General features: G+C 42.5%; 17 protein-coding genes. 8 read left to right on the top strand and 9 right to left on the bottom strand.

The genetic code is table 11. The features are described 5' to 3' along the window. Positions 1-117: 117 nt before the first annotated feature. From AHMF7616_RS25060 to AHMF7616_RS25045, 5 genes are all read left to right on the top strand, one after another. The gene (locus tag AHMF7616_RS25060; protein WP_115375380.1) at positions 118-750 is read left to right on the top strand and encodes a nitroreductase family protein; all 633 of its coding nucleotides are present in this window, start codon (positions 118-120) and stop codon (positions 748-750) included. A gap of 297 nt (positions 751-1,047) precedes the next feature. Beyond that, positions 1,048-1,296 (top strand): hypothetical protein, encoded by a 249-nt coding sequence (locus tag AHMF7616_RS26240; RefSeq protein WP_147275789.1) that lies wholly within the window; start codon positions 1,048-1,050, stop codon positions 1,294-1,296. A gap of 176 nt (positions 1,297-1,472) precedes the next feature. Further along, on the top strand, positions 1,473-2,624 hold the full coding sequence (locus tag AHMF7616_RS25055) for a TolB-like translocation protein (protein WP_115375379.1): 1,152 nt from the start codon (positions 1,473-1,475) through the stop codon (positions 2,622-2,624). Between the two features lie 68 nt (positions 2,625-2,692). Then, positions 2,693-3,694 (top strand): methylmalonyl Co-A mutase-associated GTPase MeaB, encoded by a 1,002-nt coding sequence (gene meaB, locus AHMF7616_RS25050; RefSeq protein WP_115375378.1) that lies wholly within the window; start codon positions 2,693-2,695, stop codon positions 3,692-3,694. A 148-nt stretch (positions 3,695-3,842) separates the two neighbouring features. Continuing rightward, positions 3,843-4,628 carry a hypothetical protein gene (locus AHMF7616_RS25045; RefSeq protein ID WP_115375377.1) on the top strand — a complete coding sequence of 262 codons (786 nt, stop codon included), beginning with the start codon at positions 3,843-3,845 and terminating at the stop codon, positions 4,626-4,628. 27 nt (positions 4,629-4,655) lie between these two features. Here the strand turns inward: AHMF7616_RS25045 and AHMF7616_RS26575 are convergent, their stop codons facing one another. From AHMF7616_RS26575 to AHMF7616_RS25030, 4 genes are all read right to left on the bottom strand, one after another. After that, positions 4,656-4,802, bottom strand: coding sequence for a hypothetical protein (locus AHMF7616_RS26575; RefSeq protein WP_158546248.1), 147 nt, complete (start codon positions 4,800-4,802; stop codon positions 4,656-4,658). Between the two features lie 110 nt (positions 4,803-4,912). Continuing rightward, a complete protein-coding gene (folB, locus tag AHMF7616_RS25040) occupies positions 4,913-5,272 on the bottom strand; it encodes a dihydroneopterin aldolase (RefSeq protein WP_115375376.1) in 360 nt (119 codons plus the stop codon). A 15-nt stretch (positions 5,273-5,287) separates the two neighbouring features. Further along, the gene (locus tag AHMF7616_RS25035; protein WP_115375375.1) at positions 5,288-6,328 is read right to left on the bottom strand and encodes a DivIVA domain-containing protein; all 1,041 of its coding nucleotides are present in this window, start codon (positions 6,326-6,328) and stop codon (positions 5,288-5,290) included. Further along, on the bottom strand, positions 6,303-7,259 hold the full coding sequence (locus AHMF7616_RS25030; protein ID WP_115375374.1) for a WD40 repeat domain-containing protein: 957 nt from the start codon (positions 7,257-7,259) through the stop codon (positions 6,303-6,305). Before AHMF7616_RS25030 ends, AHMF7616_RS25035 begins: the two co-directional genes overlap by 26 nt. A gap of 167 nt (positions 7,260-7,426) precedes the next feature. Here AHMF7616_RS25030 and AHMF7616_RS25025 point away from each other — a divergent pair, with 167 nt between their 5' ends. After that, positions 7,427-8,071 (top strand): 4'-phosphopantetheinyl transferase family protein, encoded by a 645-nt coding sequence (locus tag AHMF7616_RS25025; protein WP_115375373.1) that lies wholly within the window; start codon positions 7,427-7,429, stop codon positions 8,069-8,071. A 125-nt stretch (positions 8,072-8,196) separates the two neighbouring features. Then, entirely contained in the window at positions 8,197-8,775 is a 579-nt protein-coding gene (locus AHMF7616_RS25020) for a redoxin domain-containing protein (RefSeq protein ID WP_115375372.1), read from the top strand. Between the two features lie 28 nt (positions 8,776-8,803). Here the strand turns inward: AHMF7616_RS25020 and AHMF7616_RS25015 are convergent, their stop codons facing one another. After that, the gene (locus AHMF7616_RS25015; protein WP_115375371.1) at positions 8,804-9,832 is read right to left on the bottom strand and encodes a bifunctional heptose 7-phosphate kinase/heptose 1-phosphate adenyltransferase; all 1,029 of its coding nucleotides are present in this window, start codon (positions 9,830-9,832) and stop codon (positions 8,804-8,806) included. Continuing rightward, a complete protein-coding gene (locus tag AHMF7616_RS25010) occupies positions 9,833-11,047 on the bottom strand; it encodes a pyridoxal phosphate-dependent aminotransferase (RefSeq protein WP_115375370.1) in 1,215 nt (404 codons plus the stop codon). It lies immediately after the preceding gene. Between the two features lie 399 nt (positions 11,048-11,446). Here AHMF7616_RS25010 and AHMF7616_RS25005 point away from each other — a divergent pair, with 399 nt between their 5' ends. Continuing rightward, positions 11,447-11,920 (top strand): OmpA family protein, encoded by a 474-nt coding sequence (locus AHMF7616_RS25005; RefSeq protein ID WP_115375369.1) that lies wholly within the window; start codon positions 11,447-11,449, stop codon positions 11,918-11,920. Positions 11,921-12,030: 110 nt separating this feature from the next. Here the strand turns inward: AHMF7616_RS25005 and AHMF7616_RS25000 are convergent, their stop codons facing one another. From AHMF7616_RS25000 to AHMF7616_RS24990, 3 genes are all read right to left on the bottom strand, one after another. Then, positions 12,031-13,986, bottom strand: coding sequence for a glycosyltransferase family 2 protein (locus tag AHMF7616_RS25000; protein ID WP_115375368.1), 1,956 nt, complete (start codon positions 13,984-13,986; stop codon positions 12,031-12,033). Positions 13,987-14,217: 231 nt separating this feature from the next. Next, the gene (locus AHMF7616_RS24995; protein WP_158546247.1) at positions 14,218-14,679 is read right to left on the bottom strand and encodes a lipocalin-like domain-containing protein; all 462 of its coding nucleotides are present in this window, start codon (positions 14,677-14,679) and stop codon (positions 14,218-14,220) included. Between the two features lie 278 nt (positions 14,680-14,957). Beyond that, a complete protein-coding gene (locus AHMF7616_RS24990; protein WP_115375366.1) occupies positions 14,958-15,419 on the bottom strand; it encodes a lipocalin family protein in 462 nt (153 codons plus the stop codon). Positions 15,420-15,462 lie beyond the last annotated feature (43 nt).

The following is a 15,462-nucleotide window of genomic DNA, read 5'->3' as shown; positions in this document are numbered from 1 at the left end:
TTTAAAATATGATATAAAATCGGCACTATTCTAAGCTAAAACTTAACAGTGTTATTTATAATAACGATCAACAATAATACTAATATAATTTATCTAAATATTAAAACAATAAATACCATGAGCCTGATACAAGCTTTAAACTGGCGGTACGCAACCAAACGCATGAACGGCGAGAAAGTACCCCCGGAAAAAATAAATACAATTTTGGAAGCAACCCGCTTATCGGCTTCTTCTATGGGTTTGCAGCCTTATACCATTTTGGTAATTGAGGACGAAGAACTGCGCCAAAAAATACAGAAAGTGGCCAATAACCAACCGCAGATTGTGGAAGCGTCGCACTTACTCGTTTTTGCCGCTTGGTCCAACATCACCGAAGAACAAGTAACCGAGTACATTAACCATATAGCCGCAGAACGCGGAGTTGATCCGGCAACCTTGGCTGGTTTAAAAAATGCCTTGGTAGGCATGGTAACCCGGAACACTCCGGAACAAAACTTTCAGTGGGCCGCCCGGCAAGCTTATATTGCTTTTGGCACCGCCATTGCGGCCGCCGCAACGGAGCAAGTAGATGCCACCCCCATGGAAGGTTTTAACGCTCTTGCTTTAGACGAGTTATTAAACTTAAAAGAAAAAGGTTTACGCAGCGTTACGCTTTTACCATTAGGCTACCGCGACGAAAACAATGACTGGCTAGCCAAACAAAAAAAAGTCCGCAGAACAACCGATAAATTGTTTTTACAAGTAGCTTAGACCAAAATTTTTAAAAAATCTGGTAGTAAAGCTTTCTTTATTATACCGAGTAAATGCCTGCTTACCCTAAGCAGGCATTTCTTTTTTATAGGTTTTGATTAATTTTAAATTTTTAGATTTTAAGCTGAAAAGGAAATCGCTCCATTAGCATTGCAGAAAATGATTAATCTCACTTCTTCGAGCAGAGGACTTTTTTGCTACCCTGTCATAAATTTCCCATTGAGGCAAGAGATAGCGGGTATTACTAGAGGAAATAGTTTTTCTTCGTAGCGAAATAGGTTCCTCCTGAATGACATCGTGGATATAGAAAGTAATAACTTTTTTAAAATTTTGCTTGCCTGCTATGAAACAGATTACCTCAGCCAGGTGCAAGAGATGACGCTAAACTGTTCTGTTGGTCAGCGAGTTTTTAGCACGCTTGATTTTCGTTGGTTCTTTTTGTATCAAGACAAAAAGAACAAATACCTCAGCCATAAAACAGCTTCAATTAGAAATCAAAGCTACTCCGCCAGCTATGCCAGCGATAATTATATAGACACCCAATAATAACTAGCTGATTTTAAATAAACTACCTCTTTACCTGCGCCTTGCCTGGATTTGTAAAACATCATAATCCGGGAGTAACTTCGTTTTATCTGCCGAAGAAATAACATCGCTTATTTTACTTTTCGTGGAAATTTTCTGAATTTACATTGTTCTATTACCGCTACCATCATCCGGTTATGTTAAAAAAAATTTGGTTCGTCTGCCTGTTTTTATCTTGTTTCTGGTTTCCAAAAGTTTCTTGGGCGCAGAAAGAAGCCAATATCTGGTATTTTGGCGAACGGGCGGGTTTAGATTTTAGCAGCGGCAAAGCCACCCCTTTAACCAACAGCATGCTCTCCACCATGGAAGGCTGCGCTACGATTTCGGACAAGGAAGGTAATTTATTGTTTTACACCAACGGTGTGAGCGTCTGGAACCGGGAACATAAACTCATGCCCAACGGCAACCGCCTAATGGGCCACCGGTCTTCCACGCAATCGGCGGTAATTGTACCGCGGCCGCTCAACCCGAATACCTACTACATTTTTACCGCCGACCTGCAATCGCAACTTTATGGACTGCGCTACTCCGAAGTGGATATGAAGCTGCAAAAAGGCTTGGGCGATATTGCGAAAAAAAATAACTTCCTGGTATCACCGGTTTCCGAAAAACTAACGGCCGTAAAGCACAGCAACAACACCGATTATTGGGTAATTACGCACAAATGGGGCACTGATGGGTTTTACGCGTACCAGGTAACGGCCGCCGGCGTAAGTCGCCAGCCCGTAGTAAGTAATGTGGGCACCGCGCACAAAGGCAAAAACAAAGAAGCGATTGGCGCCATGAAAGCCTCACCGGACGGTAAGAAATTAGCCTTAGCCTTGTGGCGCGATAGTAATTTGTTCGAAGTCTTTGATTTTAACAATAAAACCGGCAAAGTATCGAACCCGCTGGCCTTTGAACATTACGACGAAGCCTACGGCGTAGAATTCTCACCGGACGGCACCAAACTGTATGGCACTACCAACGGCATTGGCAACGTGGCGCCGCAAATCTGGCAATTTAATTTACTGGGTTCGCGGCAAGCCGTTGAAGAATCGGCTACACTCATTGCGGTTTCTAAAGCCGATAAAATTGGTTCGTTGCAGTTAGGCCCGGATGGTAAGATTTACCTCGCAAAGGAAAAAGAAAAAACCTTGGGCGTAATCAATAATCCGAACACCCCGGGGCTGGGCTGTAACTACGTCGACGAAGGCCAGATGCTCAGCGCAGAAAGCCACAGCGAATTGGGTTTACCTAACTTTGTGCAGAGTTATTTTTTCAATATCCGGTATAGCCAATTGCGCTAAATTTTTAAAAACCAATCTCCGGAACAAACACTTATTTTCTTTCAATTCATCAATTCATAGCTACCAACTTGGTTAAACGCTTTTATGTCGATCAGTACGTAGACCGCATTCTGGCCCAGGACCGGGTAGTGCTCAGTCGCGCCATTACCTTAGTCGAGAGCAAATTACCCGCCGACCAGGAACTGGCCCAACAAGTAATTAACCGGCTACTCCCCTATTCGGGCAACTCCATACGCGTAGGCATTACGGGTTCACCCGGCGTGGGCAAAAGCACTTTTATCGAAGCGCTGGGTAACTACCTGATTCAAAAATTTAAAAAAAAGTTAGCGGTACTGGCCATTGATCCCAGCAGTCAACGTTCCGGCGGCAGTATTCTGGGCGATAAAACGCGTATGGAAGTACTGGCAACGCAACCTGAGGCTTATATCCGGCCCTCACCAGCGGGCGCTTCTTTGGGAGGTGTGGCGCGTTATACCCGCGAAAGCATTATCTTGTGCGAAGCCGCCGGGTTTGAAGTAATTTTTATCGAAACGGTTGGGGTGGGTCAATCCGAGACGGCCGTACACAGCTTAACCGATTTCTTTTTGTTACTCATGCTGGCCGGTGCCGGCGACGAACTGCAAGGTTTAAAAAAAGGCATTATGGAAATGGCCGATGCCCTGGTAATTACCAAAGCCGATGGTTCTAATAAAGAAAAAGCCCAGGCTGCTCAGCAAGAATACCAGAATGCCTTGCATTTGTTTCCCGCCGCAGCTTCTGGTTGGCAAGTGCCGGTGCTGTTAAGTTCCGCGTTAGAGCAAACCGGCATTAGTGAGTTGTGGAAACAAGTGTTGCATTACGAAACCACTACCCGGCAAAACGGTTTCTGGGAGCAAAAACGAAAAAACCAACAACTGTACTGGCTGTACCAAACCATCCGGCAAACTTTGGAAGAACGATTTTTCGCGAACCCAGCCGTAGCGCAACATTTAGCCGAAAAAGAACAAGCCGTACTTTCCGGCCAACTCTCCGCCTTTACCGCCGCCAGTGATTTACTGAATTTGATTAATTCAATAAGCGATAAACAATAGATTATAAATGATTAGGTTTAAGAGTGCGTCTTACTCTGGTTAAGTTTCTTATTTGGTTTATGTGACAAACAAAACCGAGTAACTGTTCGCATTTTAACCCATTATTCACGAATAAAATTTTTAGGTAGGCTTAAATCAATCACAAACAATGTCAGTAGACAAAAAGATAAAATCCTTAAGGATTTTAGCCAGAAAAAATTCTATTACTATAATAAACCACATCAAACAAACTCATATTGCAAGAGCAAGTTATAACTCGACTAAGGCACAAGATTTATGTATGTTTTGCAGTTCAAAGAATAATCTTACAAAAGAACATGTTATTCCTCGTTGGACGTTCGAAAACTGCACTAAAAGATTTTTTACTACGAAAATAAATGGACTTGATCAGACATATAACAAAACAACAATTCCTGCATGTTCTGATTGTAACAATGATAGATTGAGCTCATTAGAGAAGTACATCAACAATTTATTTTTGCAAAATGGTCCAGATCAAAATTACTTTTCCGCTAATGAATTATCTAACATTATCAGATGGCTTGAGATAATAGATTTTAAATTTCAAGTTTTAAATGCAAAGAGGGTTTTTACTGCTTCCAAAGAAAAAGGATTTATTCCTTATTTGGCTGATTTTCCTTTATCAGTACTCAGAGATAATATAAATTACAGTCCAAGCAAAGCAGTTTCAGAATTAAGAAGATCTCAAAGTCGAATTACAAAAAAAAGTAAAAGCTTAAATCTGAATTCACTAGTTGTATTAAAAACATTAAATAAAAGTTTCCATTTTTTTCACAAAATGGATGAGTTTATATTTATAGAATTGCCTCAATTCAATCTGGCTCTTTTCTACTTCTTTAAAAGAACCTTTCTAACCATTCATGAAGGGCAAATAGAAGCTATGAAAATTATAGAACAAGCATATAATAGGTGATAAACAAAAATATTTTAGCCTAACCCTTTACATTAGCCGCGATTCTACTACGCCTTGCTCGTTTGTTATGCGGAGAGTTCGCGTCAGCGGGTTCTCCGCATTTTCCGGAAAGCCAATCTCTGATTGGCGTTTATCAAAGTTCATGGTTACGCCAATTAAAGATTGGCTTTCCATAAAGTACTTAGATCGCCTTGCTAACGCTAAGCACAAGTTTAAAATTAAAAAAAAGCCTTGCCGGATACATCCATATCGAGCAAGGCTTTTTTAAAATTTGGATTTACATCTTACCGCTTTTCTTTTAAGGTAACTTTGGCTTTGTGGCAAATGCCCCCGAGCGGCGGATTAAACTTATAAATATTAACTTTTACCTGTTTTAAATGCGGAAACTTCTGATACACCCGGTCGATAATCCGGTGGCCTAAATGCTCCAGTAACCGGGCCGGTATTTTCATTTCTTCGTGTACCAGCTTATATAGTATTTCGTAATTTACCGTTTTAGGCAATTCATCGGTTTGGGCAGCGGCTTGCAGATCGGTACGGATAAACAAATCGACGCCGTACTTATTTCCGATTTTCTGCTCTTCGTCGTAGTAACCGTGAAAAGCAAAAAACTCCATACCTTCCAGGGCAATGCGTCCTAGCATATCTGGTAAATTCCCTTAATCTAACTCATCGAAAAACGAACCACCACCTGCTGGTTGCGCCACGGGCTTGGCAGCTGGTTTGGCTTGCCCAAAAGTAGGTCCACCGGGTTGCGTTAACGGCGGCTGTATTTCGGGTGTTCCCGGACCAATAGGTCCAATTTCGGGTACCGGACGCTCAATTTCGGGAGCAGGTGATGGGAAATCTGGAATATCGGGTCTCGGCTGTTCAATATCCGGGCCCGTGGGCGAAGGTACCGGCGTTTTCGGATCCGGAATTTCCGGTTGCGGCGGCGTTACATCCGGCGTGGGATTTTGATCCGGTTGGCTAGGCGTACCCGGAATAGGTTCTACCGCCGGGTTCTGCGCCGTTACCGGCTTATCAATTAACAATTGTTCGGCCCGGTGCTGCGGCGCAGGCGCGTTTAAAGAAATGGTATCCACGGTACTGCTGGAAAACACATCTTTTAGTTCTTTGGTTAATTCCACTTGCTTTACTTTTACGTTAGCCGCCTGCGATAAAATACCGGATAAGTACGTGCGCGGGCGGTTGTTTGATTTTTCCACTTTTTCCAGAGCATCATTCGCCATATTTCTTAAATCGCGCACCATGTTCTCCAGATAAGTTTCCATACGTTGATGTTCCTGTTCCAGTTGTTTTACTTCGCGCTGCATGTCGTCAATCGCTTTCTCCGACTGTTTATACGCATCTTCGATAATGCTGCGGGCTTTCAGGCGGGTATCGTTCAGTAATTGATCAGCTTGCAACTGGGCTTCACGTAATTTTAACTCCGCCGACCGGTTGGCCTGCTCCAGCATGTTATTACCCGTATCTTCGGCGGTTTTAAGCGTGCGGTACAACGACGATTCCACTTCCCGCATTTTCTGGACTTCTTTGCCGGCAATGTCCAGTTTTACCCGGAGTTCCTTGTTTTCGTCCATCAGCTTTTCCCACTCCTGCGAAAGAGTCAGTAAAAAAGCGGTTACTTCATCTTTATCTAAACCTCTGAAAGCTTTTTCAAACGTTTTTTGCCTAATCTCTAACGGTGTAATCTTCATAAGTTAAACTAAAATTTAATTCCCAGACTGATATGGTGCGGTCGTCGCTGCCGGAAACCAGTTGGTTGCGGTACCCCGACCATAATAATTTATTTACCGACGTGCCGTGTCCGGCGTGCCGTACTTTATCAATAACTTTTAATAACCGGAACGTTTGCGCGTCCCAGACTTTAATGGATTTATCCATGCTGCCGGTAGCAAAAAATTGTCCGCCCGGACTATAGGTAATGTGGTTAATAGCGTATAGGTGCGCCACAATAGAAGTATGCGCCTTATACGCCCCGGTAATCTGCCAAACTTTTAAATGCGCATCGCGGCCGCCACTCAGCAAATACTGCCCATCCGGCGAATACGCTACGGTAAACACCGAATTCGTATGCCCCGTAATCTCGTATTTAAGAGTTAAAGCAGCCAGGTCCAGTATCCGGATGACATGATCACTGAAGCCAATGGCCAGTTCCTGGGTAGCTTCGTTTATAGCCAGGCTACGGGCACTTTTATCCGCCAGCTTCAGTATTTTTTTTAAAACAAACAACTCCGCATCAATTACCCCCAAACCGCCATCGCCCAAGGCTACATAAATGCATTGATTTAACTCAGAATAAGCAATATCAAAAATAGCCAGTGGCGGTAAGGCTACCGTAGCCACTACCGTTTTTTTAAATAAATCAATTACCTGCAAGCTATTATGGTTGTGCCCCACCAACAGCCAGTTTTTACCCGGCACGTAACGCAGCGCGTACACCGACGAAGGTACCTGGGCGATTAATTCACCAGTACCGGGGTCGCGCAGGTCCCAGGCTACTACCATGCCATCGCCGGCCGCCGAGTAAAATACTTCTTCCTGCCCGGAACGCTCCAGGGTATACACGCAATCCCGGTGGCCGGTTAGGCTGGCATTTTTATGTACCTGAATGGTGCGTTTAGTCATAGAAAAAAAGTATTAATTAAGGTGGCGTTTAGCTAATTTACAATAATCTATTTAAGAAAAAGGAATTATTTGCAAAAATACCCAAACCAAACTTAGTTGCTGCGGTGGGGTTAAGTAAATCAAAAAATAAATTTGGTAAGCCTGCGCCTGCTATCTTTGCGACCTGTATGCCAGTTAAACAAATAAAACAAATTAACGATAATACCTATTTGGGCCGCTGGGCTCTTACCGAAACCAGTCTGGAGTTGCAGGTACACCCGCAATTGCCGGTGCCGCTTGTTTTACCCGAAATTATTACCCACGAGAAACGGAAGGCCGAATGGCTAGCCAGCCGCATTCTAGCCTATCAACTTTTACAAAAATTTACGTCGGATTTTTATTTGCTCGTAAATAACGAAAACGGGCAGCCTTTTTTTAAAAATTGCGCTTGTCAGCTCTCTATTTCGCATACCCAAAATGAAGTAGCGGTACTGGTTTCCCAAGGCTATAGCGTTGGCATAGATATTGAAAGAATACAACCGAAAGTGTTGCGGGTAAAAGATAAGTTTTTGTCGTTAACGGAAAGGCAAACCCTAAACGATGATATAGTAAACCTGACGATTGCCTGGAGCGCGAAAGAAACCTTGTACAAATTATACGGGAAAAAGAATATTACTTTCAGCGAAAATCTAAGGCTTTTTCCGTACTATTTAGCCGATTCCGGCACTATCGAAGCTTTTATTCAAACCTCTGCATTCCACGAAAAATATACTGTTTTATTTAAACTGGAAAACGATACTGTGCTAACTTATTGCCTGCACAAACCTGCCTGATAATTTAAAAATCAGACGCATTAACCCCTTATTTTTTACCACTAACCAAAGGTTAAATTATTAAAATTTTACTATATTTATTACTTTCTTATTTAATTCACCGTTGCCTTTACTACTGTTCATACATGAAAAATATATACCTTATTACCTTATTGCTGCTGATTACTTTGCACTTACAAGCGCAAACCGGCGGTTACCAGATCGGTCAGCAAGTAGCGGCTTTTTCGCTGCAAACCGAAGCTAATCAGAAAATAGCTTTAGGTGATTACGCTGGCAGTAAGGCCGTGGTAGTAGTTTTTACGAATGCGCATTGCCCGTATGCACAATTGTACCAAAAACGATTACAGCAACTAAATGGGGAATATTCTGGTAAAGGCGTTCAATTTTTGTTTATTCAACCAGCCATAAGTACCGATAACACTACCCCAACTACTATAGCTGCCAGCAATTTTCCGTACGCGATAGATGTAAACCAGAAAATTAGCCAGCAATTTGGAGCCACTAAAACCCCCGAAGTTTTTGTGCTGCAACCCGAAAGCGGAACGTTTACGCTGCGCTATAAAGGTGCGATTGATGATAATCCGCAAGTAGAGAACTACGCGAAGGAACCTTACTTAAAAAATGCGCTGGAAGCGGTAATTACCAACCAAACACCAGCTATCACGCAGAAACGCGCGACTGGCTGTTCTATTAAGCGGTTTTAAATGCCTATAGCGGTAAATTTTAAAAATTTTAATTGGAAACTACGGAGTTGGTAGTTATTAATTGAAAGGTATTGGTGCGTTGCGCTTCGGTGAGCAATTTAATTTTATTGATGGGTACTACGCCTACCTGTTCACAGACTAAGCCACCGCCTAAATTAGATAAACCGGCCACAAAAGCTACCGGTAACTCTAAGGCTAAACACAAAGCCGCAATGCTAATCACGGTATCGCCGGCGCCCGATACATCCGAAATGGTACGATAATGCGCCTCGATGTATCTTTTAACCGGGCCGGATAAGTAGAATACACCTCGCTCCGAAAGCGTGATCAACACGGTTTGGGTATTTAATTTCTTTTGCAGAATAGTTGCGGCCAGCTCAAATGCCTCGTGGTTCGCGTCGGCAAAATCTACTTTTAAGCCTTCTTTTAATTCTTTTAAATTGGGTTTAAATAAAGTGCAACCTACGTAAGACAAAAAGTTTTTCTTCTTCGGATCAACCACCGTCGGGATGTCGTGTTGCAAAGCCAACTCCAGCATGGCAGCAATGTTGGTAGCTGTGAGCACGCCTTTATCGTAATCTTCAAAAATAACGACATCGGCTAAAGGTAATAACTTGCTGTATTGCTGTACCAGGTACGCTGACTCGTGTTCCAATAACTCGGTTTCTATTTCGGCATCAATGCGCAATAGTTGCTGGTCGCCGGCTAAAATGCGTTCTTTAACGGTGGTAATGCGGTCGGCACTTTTAATAATGCCATCGGTAGGTAATTGCTGCTCGGCCATGAGGCGGAGCAAATCGGCTCCATCCGGATCGTCGCCGATTACCGAGCACAATAAAGGCGTAGCGCCCAATGCTTGTACATTGAGCGCTACGTTGGCGGCGCCTCCCAACCGCTTTTCTTTCCGGAGTACATTCACAATCGGAACAGGCGCTTCCGGGGATAAGCGCGTAGATTTGCCCCATAAATAAGAATCCAGCATTACATCGCCGACTACCAGCACGGTAAGCTGATTAAAAGAATCAAAAATAGCCCCCAGGCTATTGAATGGTGTCATTTAAACGAGTTTGGCTAAACTTTCTTTTAAGCGGCGCATGGCCTCCACTAATTTATCGTCGGCGGCCGCAAACGAAAAACGAATGCACTCATCAGCCCCAAAAGCATCGCCCGAAACAGCCGCAACGTGCGCATCATTCAAAATAAACATGCTTAAGTCGCCGGAATTATTAATTACCTGACCGTTAAACGATTTACCGTAGAAAGAACTCACATCCGGGAAAATATAAAAAGCGCCTTGCGGTACGTACGTTTTAATGCCCGGTATTTCTTTCATCAAGCCCAAAACTAAATCGCGCCGGCGCAGATACGCCGCCGACATTTCTTCCGCAGAGCCCCGGCCACCTTTTAATGCGGCAACCGCGGCTTTTTGCGCAATCGAGCAAGTACCGGAAGTAATCTGGCTTTGCATTTTATCGCAGGCATCAGCAATTTGTTTGTTGGCGGCAATGTACCCTACGCGCCAGCCGGTCATGGCGTAGCCTTTGGAAAAACCATTTACGGTAATTACCCGGTCTTTAATAAAATCAAACTGCGCCATGCTGGCGTGCTCGCCGGTAAAGTTAATGTATTCGTAAATCTCATCGGCCATTACAAAAATTTGCGGGTGTTTGGCCAGAATGTTCGCAAACGCCTCTAGTTCTTCTTTCGAGAAAACTGAACCGGTGGGGTTGCACGGCGACGAATACATTACCAGTTTGGTGTTGCTGGTAATGGCGTCTTCGAGTTGCTGCGCCGAAATGGCAAAGTTGTTTTCAATATTGCCTTTTACCAAAACCGGCACGCCTTCGGCCAGTTTTACAACTTCTTCGTAGCTTACCCAGTACGGCGAAAAAATAATGACTTCGTCGCCAGGGTTAACCAGGCTCATAATTACGTTGGCAATAGATTGTTTGGCGCCCGTAGAAACTACAATGTTTTCGGGTTTATAATCGAGGTTGTTATCGCGTTTTAATTTGTTAACTATTTCCTGGCGCAAATCAGGATAGCCCGCTACCGGCGTGTAAAACGTAAAGCCATCATCTAAGGCCTTTTTAGCGGCATCTTTAATGTACTGCGGAGTTTGGAAATCGGGTTCGCCGAAACTCAGGTTAATGACATCGAAACCTTGAGCCGCCAGTTCGCGCGCCTTCTTCGCCATCGCAATGGTTTGCGATTCGGCCAAAGAGTTAATGCGATCGGATAAGAAACTGGTTGCTTGTGCTGTTATTTCCATATTATTTAATTGTTATGCGGCCAAAAATACAGATTTCTATTGTATTTGCTTTACGTGTTTCCCGGATTTATTAAAGCCGGATTAAAATTTAGAAAATTTAAAACAAATTGAATCTTCTTTAATAATCTTCTGCTACTCTTTCCTAAATGCCAAAAAGTTTTAAAAATTCTTAAATCAAACTACCTTCTTATTTATCTTATAGACAAAAGCTTAGCTACCGGATAAGTTTAAGAAACCGTGTAAGCTGGTATTTATACTGAATTTACAACTATTCTTTGTTACATAAAATCCGGATATAAGGCTAATTCGTATATACCAGATCAAATTATAAGATGAAAAAATAAAAATTTTCCTGGAAAGTACCCTCTTACTATTTTTTACTATGTAATCTGCTAGTTTATGAAAACATCTTTATTCCAAACGGCTGCTTTAAGCTTAGCGTTAGTGGCTACCGGCGTAAATGCCTACCACACAGCACCAGCTATTGCAGCCATCAGCAAAGCAAAAAATTTAAAAAATACCGATGCCGAGGCAGCCGTTATTGATCGATTAGAGTATGATTTTGCGAAGGCCACTATCCGCGATGATTATTACCAGGATTTAGATCAGTTAGCCAGCACCATTGTTAATGAAAAATATGCCATCTCGTTGCGCGGCCACGCCGATTCTATTGGTAATTACGTAGCTAACTGGAAGCTGTCGGACAAAAGAGCTTTGGAGGTAAAAGAATACCTGGTACAAAAAGGCGTTGATGAAAAACGCATCGTAACTACGCCTTACGGCAGCACCGAACCGATTGCTACCAATAAAACCCCGGAAGGCCGTCAGAAAAACCGCCGGGTAGAGGTTAAACTACGGAAATTGAACGAATAGACTTTGCACACTTAAAAAAGATTTTTGTAGGCATCCGATGGCGGAAGCCAGGTTCTTGAACCAGAAAATTACTTAATTTTTTAAATTTTTGATGAGAAGCTCCCCGGTATCTACGGTTTTCGGCCTAAGTACCGGAAAGCTTTCAGGATTATATTTACATCTGACCGGATACTGTACTTTTGCGCGTATAACACTTCCATTTGCCGGATGGTATGCGCGTCGGGAGAGTAGTTGTTCCATTGATCCAGCGGACTTAGAATAAACTTATTTTGGCGGGAATGCTGGTCCAGGGTATTTTGTAAGCCTACCCAACTGTAACTGCCGGTAAGCACTAAAAAACAATTCCGGAAAAAGCCGGTTTTATTTTGTACAAACCACACCAACACCGGCGATAAAAGCAAGAAAGCTAAAGCCACGGCAAAATCCAGCAATAGCTTATTACGAACTTCTTCTTTCTTAAATAAATTTAACTCTAAAGGCCAAGCATAATACGCGCCGGGCGTATACTTGGTATAACTGCTGATAACAGTTTCGTTCTCTTCGGGTAAAATTTTGTACTGCACCGATTTATTATTGATGGCGACCATCCATTCGATAATCTGGGTAACTGATACATCTTTGGCGCAAAAAATGATTTCGTTGAGCTTATGGACCTGAATGATATCATTTAGTTGGTGCAGTTCTCCTAAATATTCTTGGGCAGCGTGGCTGGCTACCCCCGGACTAACAAAGCCCAGAATTTTAAATTCCGCTCTTGAGTGCTTAAGCAATTGCAGTATCCGATTACACTCTGCCTCACTGCCAATTACGGCCAGGCGTTTCCGGGGCTGAGTGCCCAACTTTAAGTTTTTAAACTGCCCATAATGGTAAATTATTCGTTTTGCCAGGAGAGCGCCCAAGGCCCATACCGTACCCCAAATAATAATGGAATTGGAAAGCTGGGCACCCGGCCAGAAATTACCTAAGGCAGCTACCAGGATGGTACCCACTAAAATACCCCTGATAAATCCAGCCAGTTTAAAAGGTTGATCGTACCCGCCGTTAAAATAAATAGCCAGCAGCCAAAGCAAAACCGCTGACGGTATAACGGCTCGGCTAAAGTTGTCCGGAAAAACCAGGCCAGTACGCTGCTCAATAAGAATTTTTAAGCCTACAAAACCTACAAAAAGTAAAGCGGCATCGTCCAGAAAAGGAAGAATAGTGTTAATCAGGCGCGCCAAAACCGAGATACCTGCGCGTAAGATAATGGCTAACTGAACAAAAAAAGAATAGAAAGCGGCTAACCTACCCGAAAAATGCTTGCGGTAAAAAATAGCCATAGCATTATAAAAAACATACACGTAATGCAAGCTGGCGTGCCGGGTGCTTTTGCCTTTGTAATGAATAATGCGGGTGTGCGGAAAATAAAAATTTTTAAAATTGGCCTGTTGAATACGATACGACAAGTCAATATCTTCGCCGTACATAAAAAATGCTTCGTCGAGCAAGCCAATTTTAGTAAGCACCGCGCGCCGCAGCAACATAAAAGCTCCCGCCAGTACGTCTACTTCCTGCGTTTGATTTTTATCGAGGTGCCCCAGGTAATAGCGGGCAAATTTCTCAGAGTTGGGAAACAAACGGGTAAAGCCCATTAGTTTGTAAAAGCCAACCCAAGGCGTGGGCAACCCTCTCTTGGACTCGGGTAAATACCGGCCGTTACCATCCAGCATTTTTACACCCAAACCTCCAGCTTCGGGGTGTTGGTCCATAAAAGCACAACATTTTAAAAAAGTATCTTCTTCTACTACCGTATCGGGATTTAAGAGCAACACGTACTCGCCGGTAGCTTGCCGGATAGCTTGGTTGTTGGCTTTAGCAAAACCGAGGTTCTGTTGGTTTACAATTAATTTTACTTCCGGGAAACGCTGCTGCACCATAGCCACCGAGTTATCGGCCGAATGGTTATCTACCACAAATACTTCGACGGGCGCCTGTAACTTAGTAACGGCTTTCCGGACGGAGAGCAAAGCCTGTTCTAGGTAGTAAGAAACGTTGTAGCTAACAATAATAACGCTTAGTTTTTTCAAACTGGCAGATCGGTGGTTTCTGCAAATATCTATAATTTACGATAAGTAGTGCTTACATTCCGGAAAAAATAGCGGTTTGTTACTATACTACTATTGTTTTTTTAACTGAATTTTGAGTTTGGCTGCATTAAAGGCAAAAATCAAATTTAAAGATAGGCTCCATCTGATTAAAGTAAAAGAATAATTTATTACCAGAATAGTTCTGGTTAACTTGCTGTATACGGTACGCTTCTATTTTACTAAAAAAGTATATGTTTCTACATACGTTTCGTTCTGATAGGTTTGAGTGGCCGATATTACTAATTTAGATTTGCTTAACTCGTTAATCTTGGCATTATTAGTTAAAGAACTACCAGCTTCGGTAAGAGCTAAGGTATCATCTGTAATGCTCCAAGTTCCATTTTCAGAAACTTGTGGATCAGCTGAATTACATTTAGTTGCTCCCTCATTAACTTCATAGGTTCCGTTTTTGGAAAATCGTAAAACATCATCTTTTTCACAAGCATCATAATAAACAAATTCATCTACAACAGGGTCGTTATTTTCTTTAGAAGTATATGCGGTTAACACCCAGTTTTTATCCGCAATAAGTTCGGCTTTGGTTTGGGTCTTAGAATCATCGTCGTCTTTGTCGCAAGCGTTAAATGTTAGTAGAACAATAAAAAGAACAGGGAGTAATTTTACATTTTTCATAAGCCAGTTTAATTTAAGGTGAGTTTCTGCGGTGAGGATTATATTGGTTGGAAGTATTTCTAACATCAAATACTATTACGAAGTAGAATGTTACCCTAATTTGCCAGATTAAGGTACCGGAAGTTAAAACACCAGCAATAGCTATACTGTTAAGATACTTTGATTTACTAAACAGCCGCTGTGCGGGTAGCTCACCGAAAATAGAAGCCAGTACCAGCTATTCTTTTCTAAGAAGCCCACAATCCACAAAAAGCTTTTTGCTTTGGAAACCGAGCAACTTATTGCGCCGTGAAAGTAAGTACCTCTTGGTAAGTATCACCCTGATGCGTTTCTGTAGAAGACAGGACTAATTTATAGGTATTTAACTCTACAATCAGGTAGTTACTAGGGGAAGAACTGCCCGTTTTGGTAAGCTCCAGGTTGTTATAGCCTACCTTCCAGGTTCCCTGCTGAAATACTTGCGGGTCGTTGGCATTGCATTTAGTTGGTCCTTCGTTCAATTCGTAGGTGCCATTTTTAGCAAACCTGAAAGTATCGTCTCTATTACAAGCATCATAGTAAACAAATTTGTCTTTCTTCAAGTAGTTGTTTTCTCTGGTATAATGCCCGGTAATTACCCAATTTTTGTTAATGAGGAGGTCTGCGTTCTTCTTTCTATAATAAACATCGGAGTTTTCTTCGCAACTGCTAAACAGTAATAAAATAATAAACAGGCTGGGAAATAAAAAGGTGATTCTCATATAAGGTAGTCAACCAGTTATGGTGGATAAAAAGGTTGAATAA

Source organism: Adhaeribacter pallidiroseus (genome assembly GCF_003340495.1).
Lineage (GTDB): Bacteria > Bacteroidota > Bacteroidia > Cytophagales > Hymenobacteraceae > Adhaeribacter > Adhaeribacter pallidiroseus.
The sequence above is the reverse complement of the archived record's forward strand: the minus strand, read 5'-3'. Positions and strand labels throughout refer to the sequence as shown.

Coding starts and splice junctions, on each gene's coding strand:
- AHMF7616_RS25060 (WP_115375380.1), top strand. CDS start 118: ATGAGCCTGATACAAGCTTTAAACTGGCGGTACGCAACCAAACGCATG.
- AHMF7616_RS25055 (WP_115375379.1), top strand. CDS start 1,473: ATGTTAAAAAAAATTTGGTTCGTCTGCCTGTTTTTATCTTGTTTCTGG.
- AHMF7616_RS25045 (WP_115375377.1), top strand. CDS start 3,843: ATGTCAGTAGACAAAAAGATAAAATCCTTAAGGATTTTAGCCAGAAAA.
- AHMF7616_RS26575 (WP_158546248.1), bottom strand. CDS start 4,802: ATGGAAAGCCAATCTTTAATTGGCGTAACCATGAACTTTGATAAACGC.
- folB (WP_115375376.1), bottom strand. CDS start 5,272: ATGCTAGGACGCATTGCCCTGGAAGGTATGGAGTTTTTTGCTTTTCAC.
- AHMF7616_RS25035 (WP_115375375.1), bottom strand. CDS start 6,328: ATGAAGATTACACCGTTAGAGATTAGGCAAAAAACGTTTGAAAAAGCT.
- AHMF7616_RS25030 (WP_115375374.1), bottom strand. CDS start 7,259: ATGACTAAACGCACCATTCAGGTACATAAAAATGCCAGCCTAACCGGC.
- AHMF7616_RS25025 (WP_115375373.1), top strand. CDS start 7,427: ATGCCAGTTAAACAAATAAAACAAATTAACGATAATACCTATTTGGGC.
- AHMF7616_RS25020 (WP_115375372.1), top strand. CDS start 8,197: ATGAAAAATATATACCTTATTACCTTATTGCTGCTGATTACTTTGCAC.
- AHMF7616_RS25015 (WP_115375371.1), bottom strand. CDS start 9,832: ATGACACCATTCAATAGCCTGGGGGCTATTTTTGATTCTTTTAATCAG.
- AHMF7616_RS25010 (WP_115375370.1), bottom strand. CDS start 11,047: ATGGAAATAACAGCACAAGCAACCAGTTTCTTATCCGATCGCATTAAC.
- AHMF7616_RS25005 (WP_115375369.1), top strand. CDS start 11,447: ATGAAAACATCTTTATTCCAAACGGCTGCTTTAAGCTTAGCGTTAGTG.
- AHMF7616_RS24995 (WP_158546247.1), bottom strand. CDS start 14,679: ATGAAAAATGTAAAATTACTCCCTGTTCTTTTTATTGTTCTACTAACA.
- AHMF7616_RS24990 (WP_115375366.1), bottom strand. CDS start 15,419: ATGAGAATCACCTTTTTATTTCCCAGCCTGTTTATTATTTTATTACTG.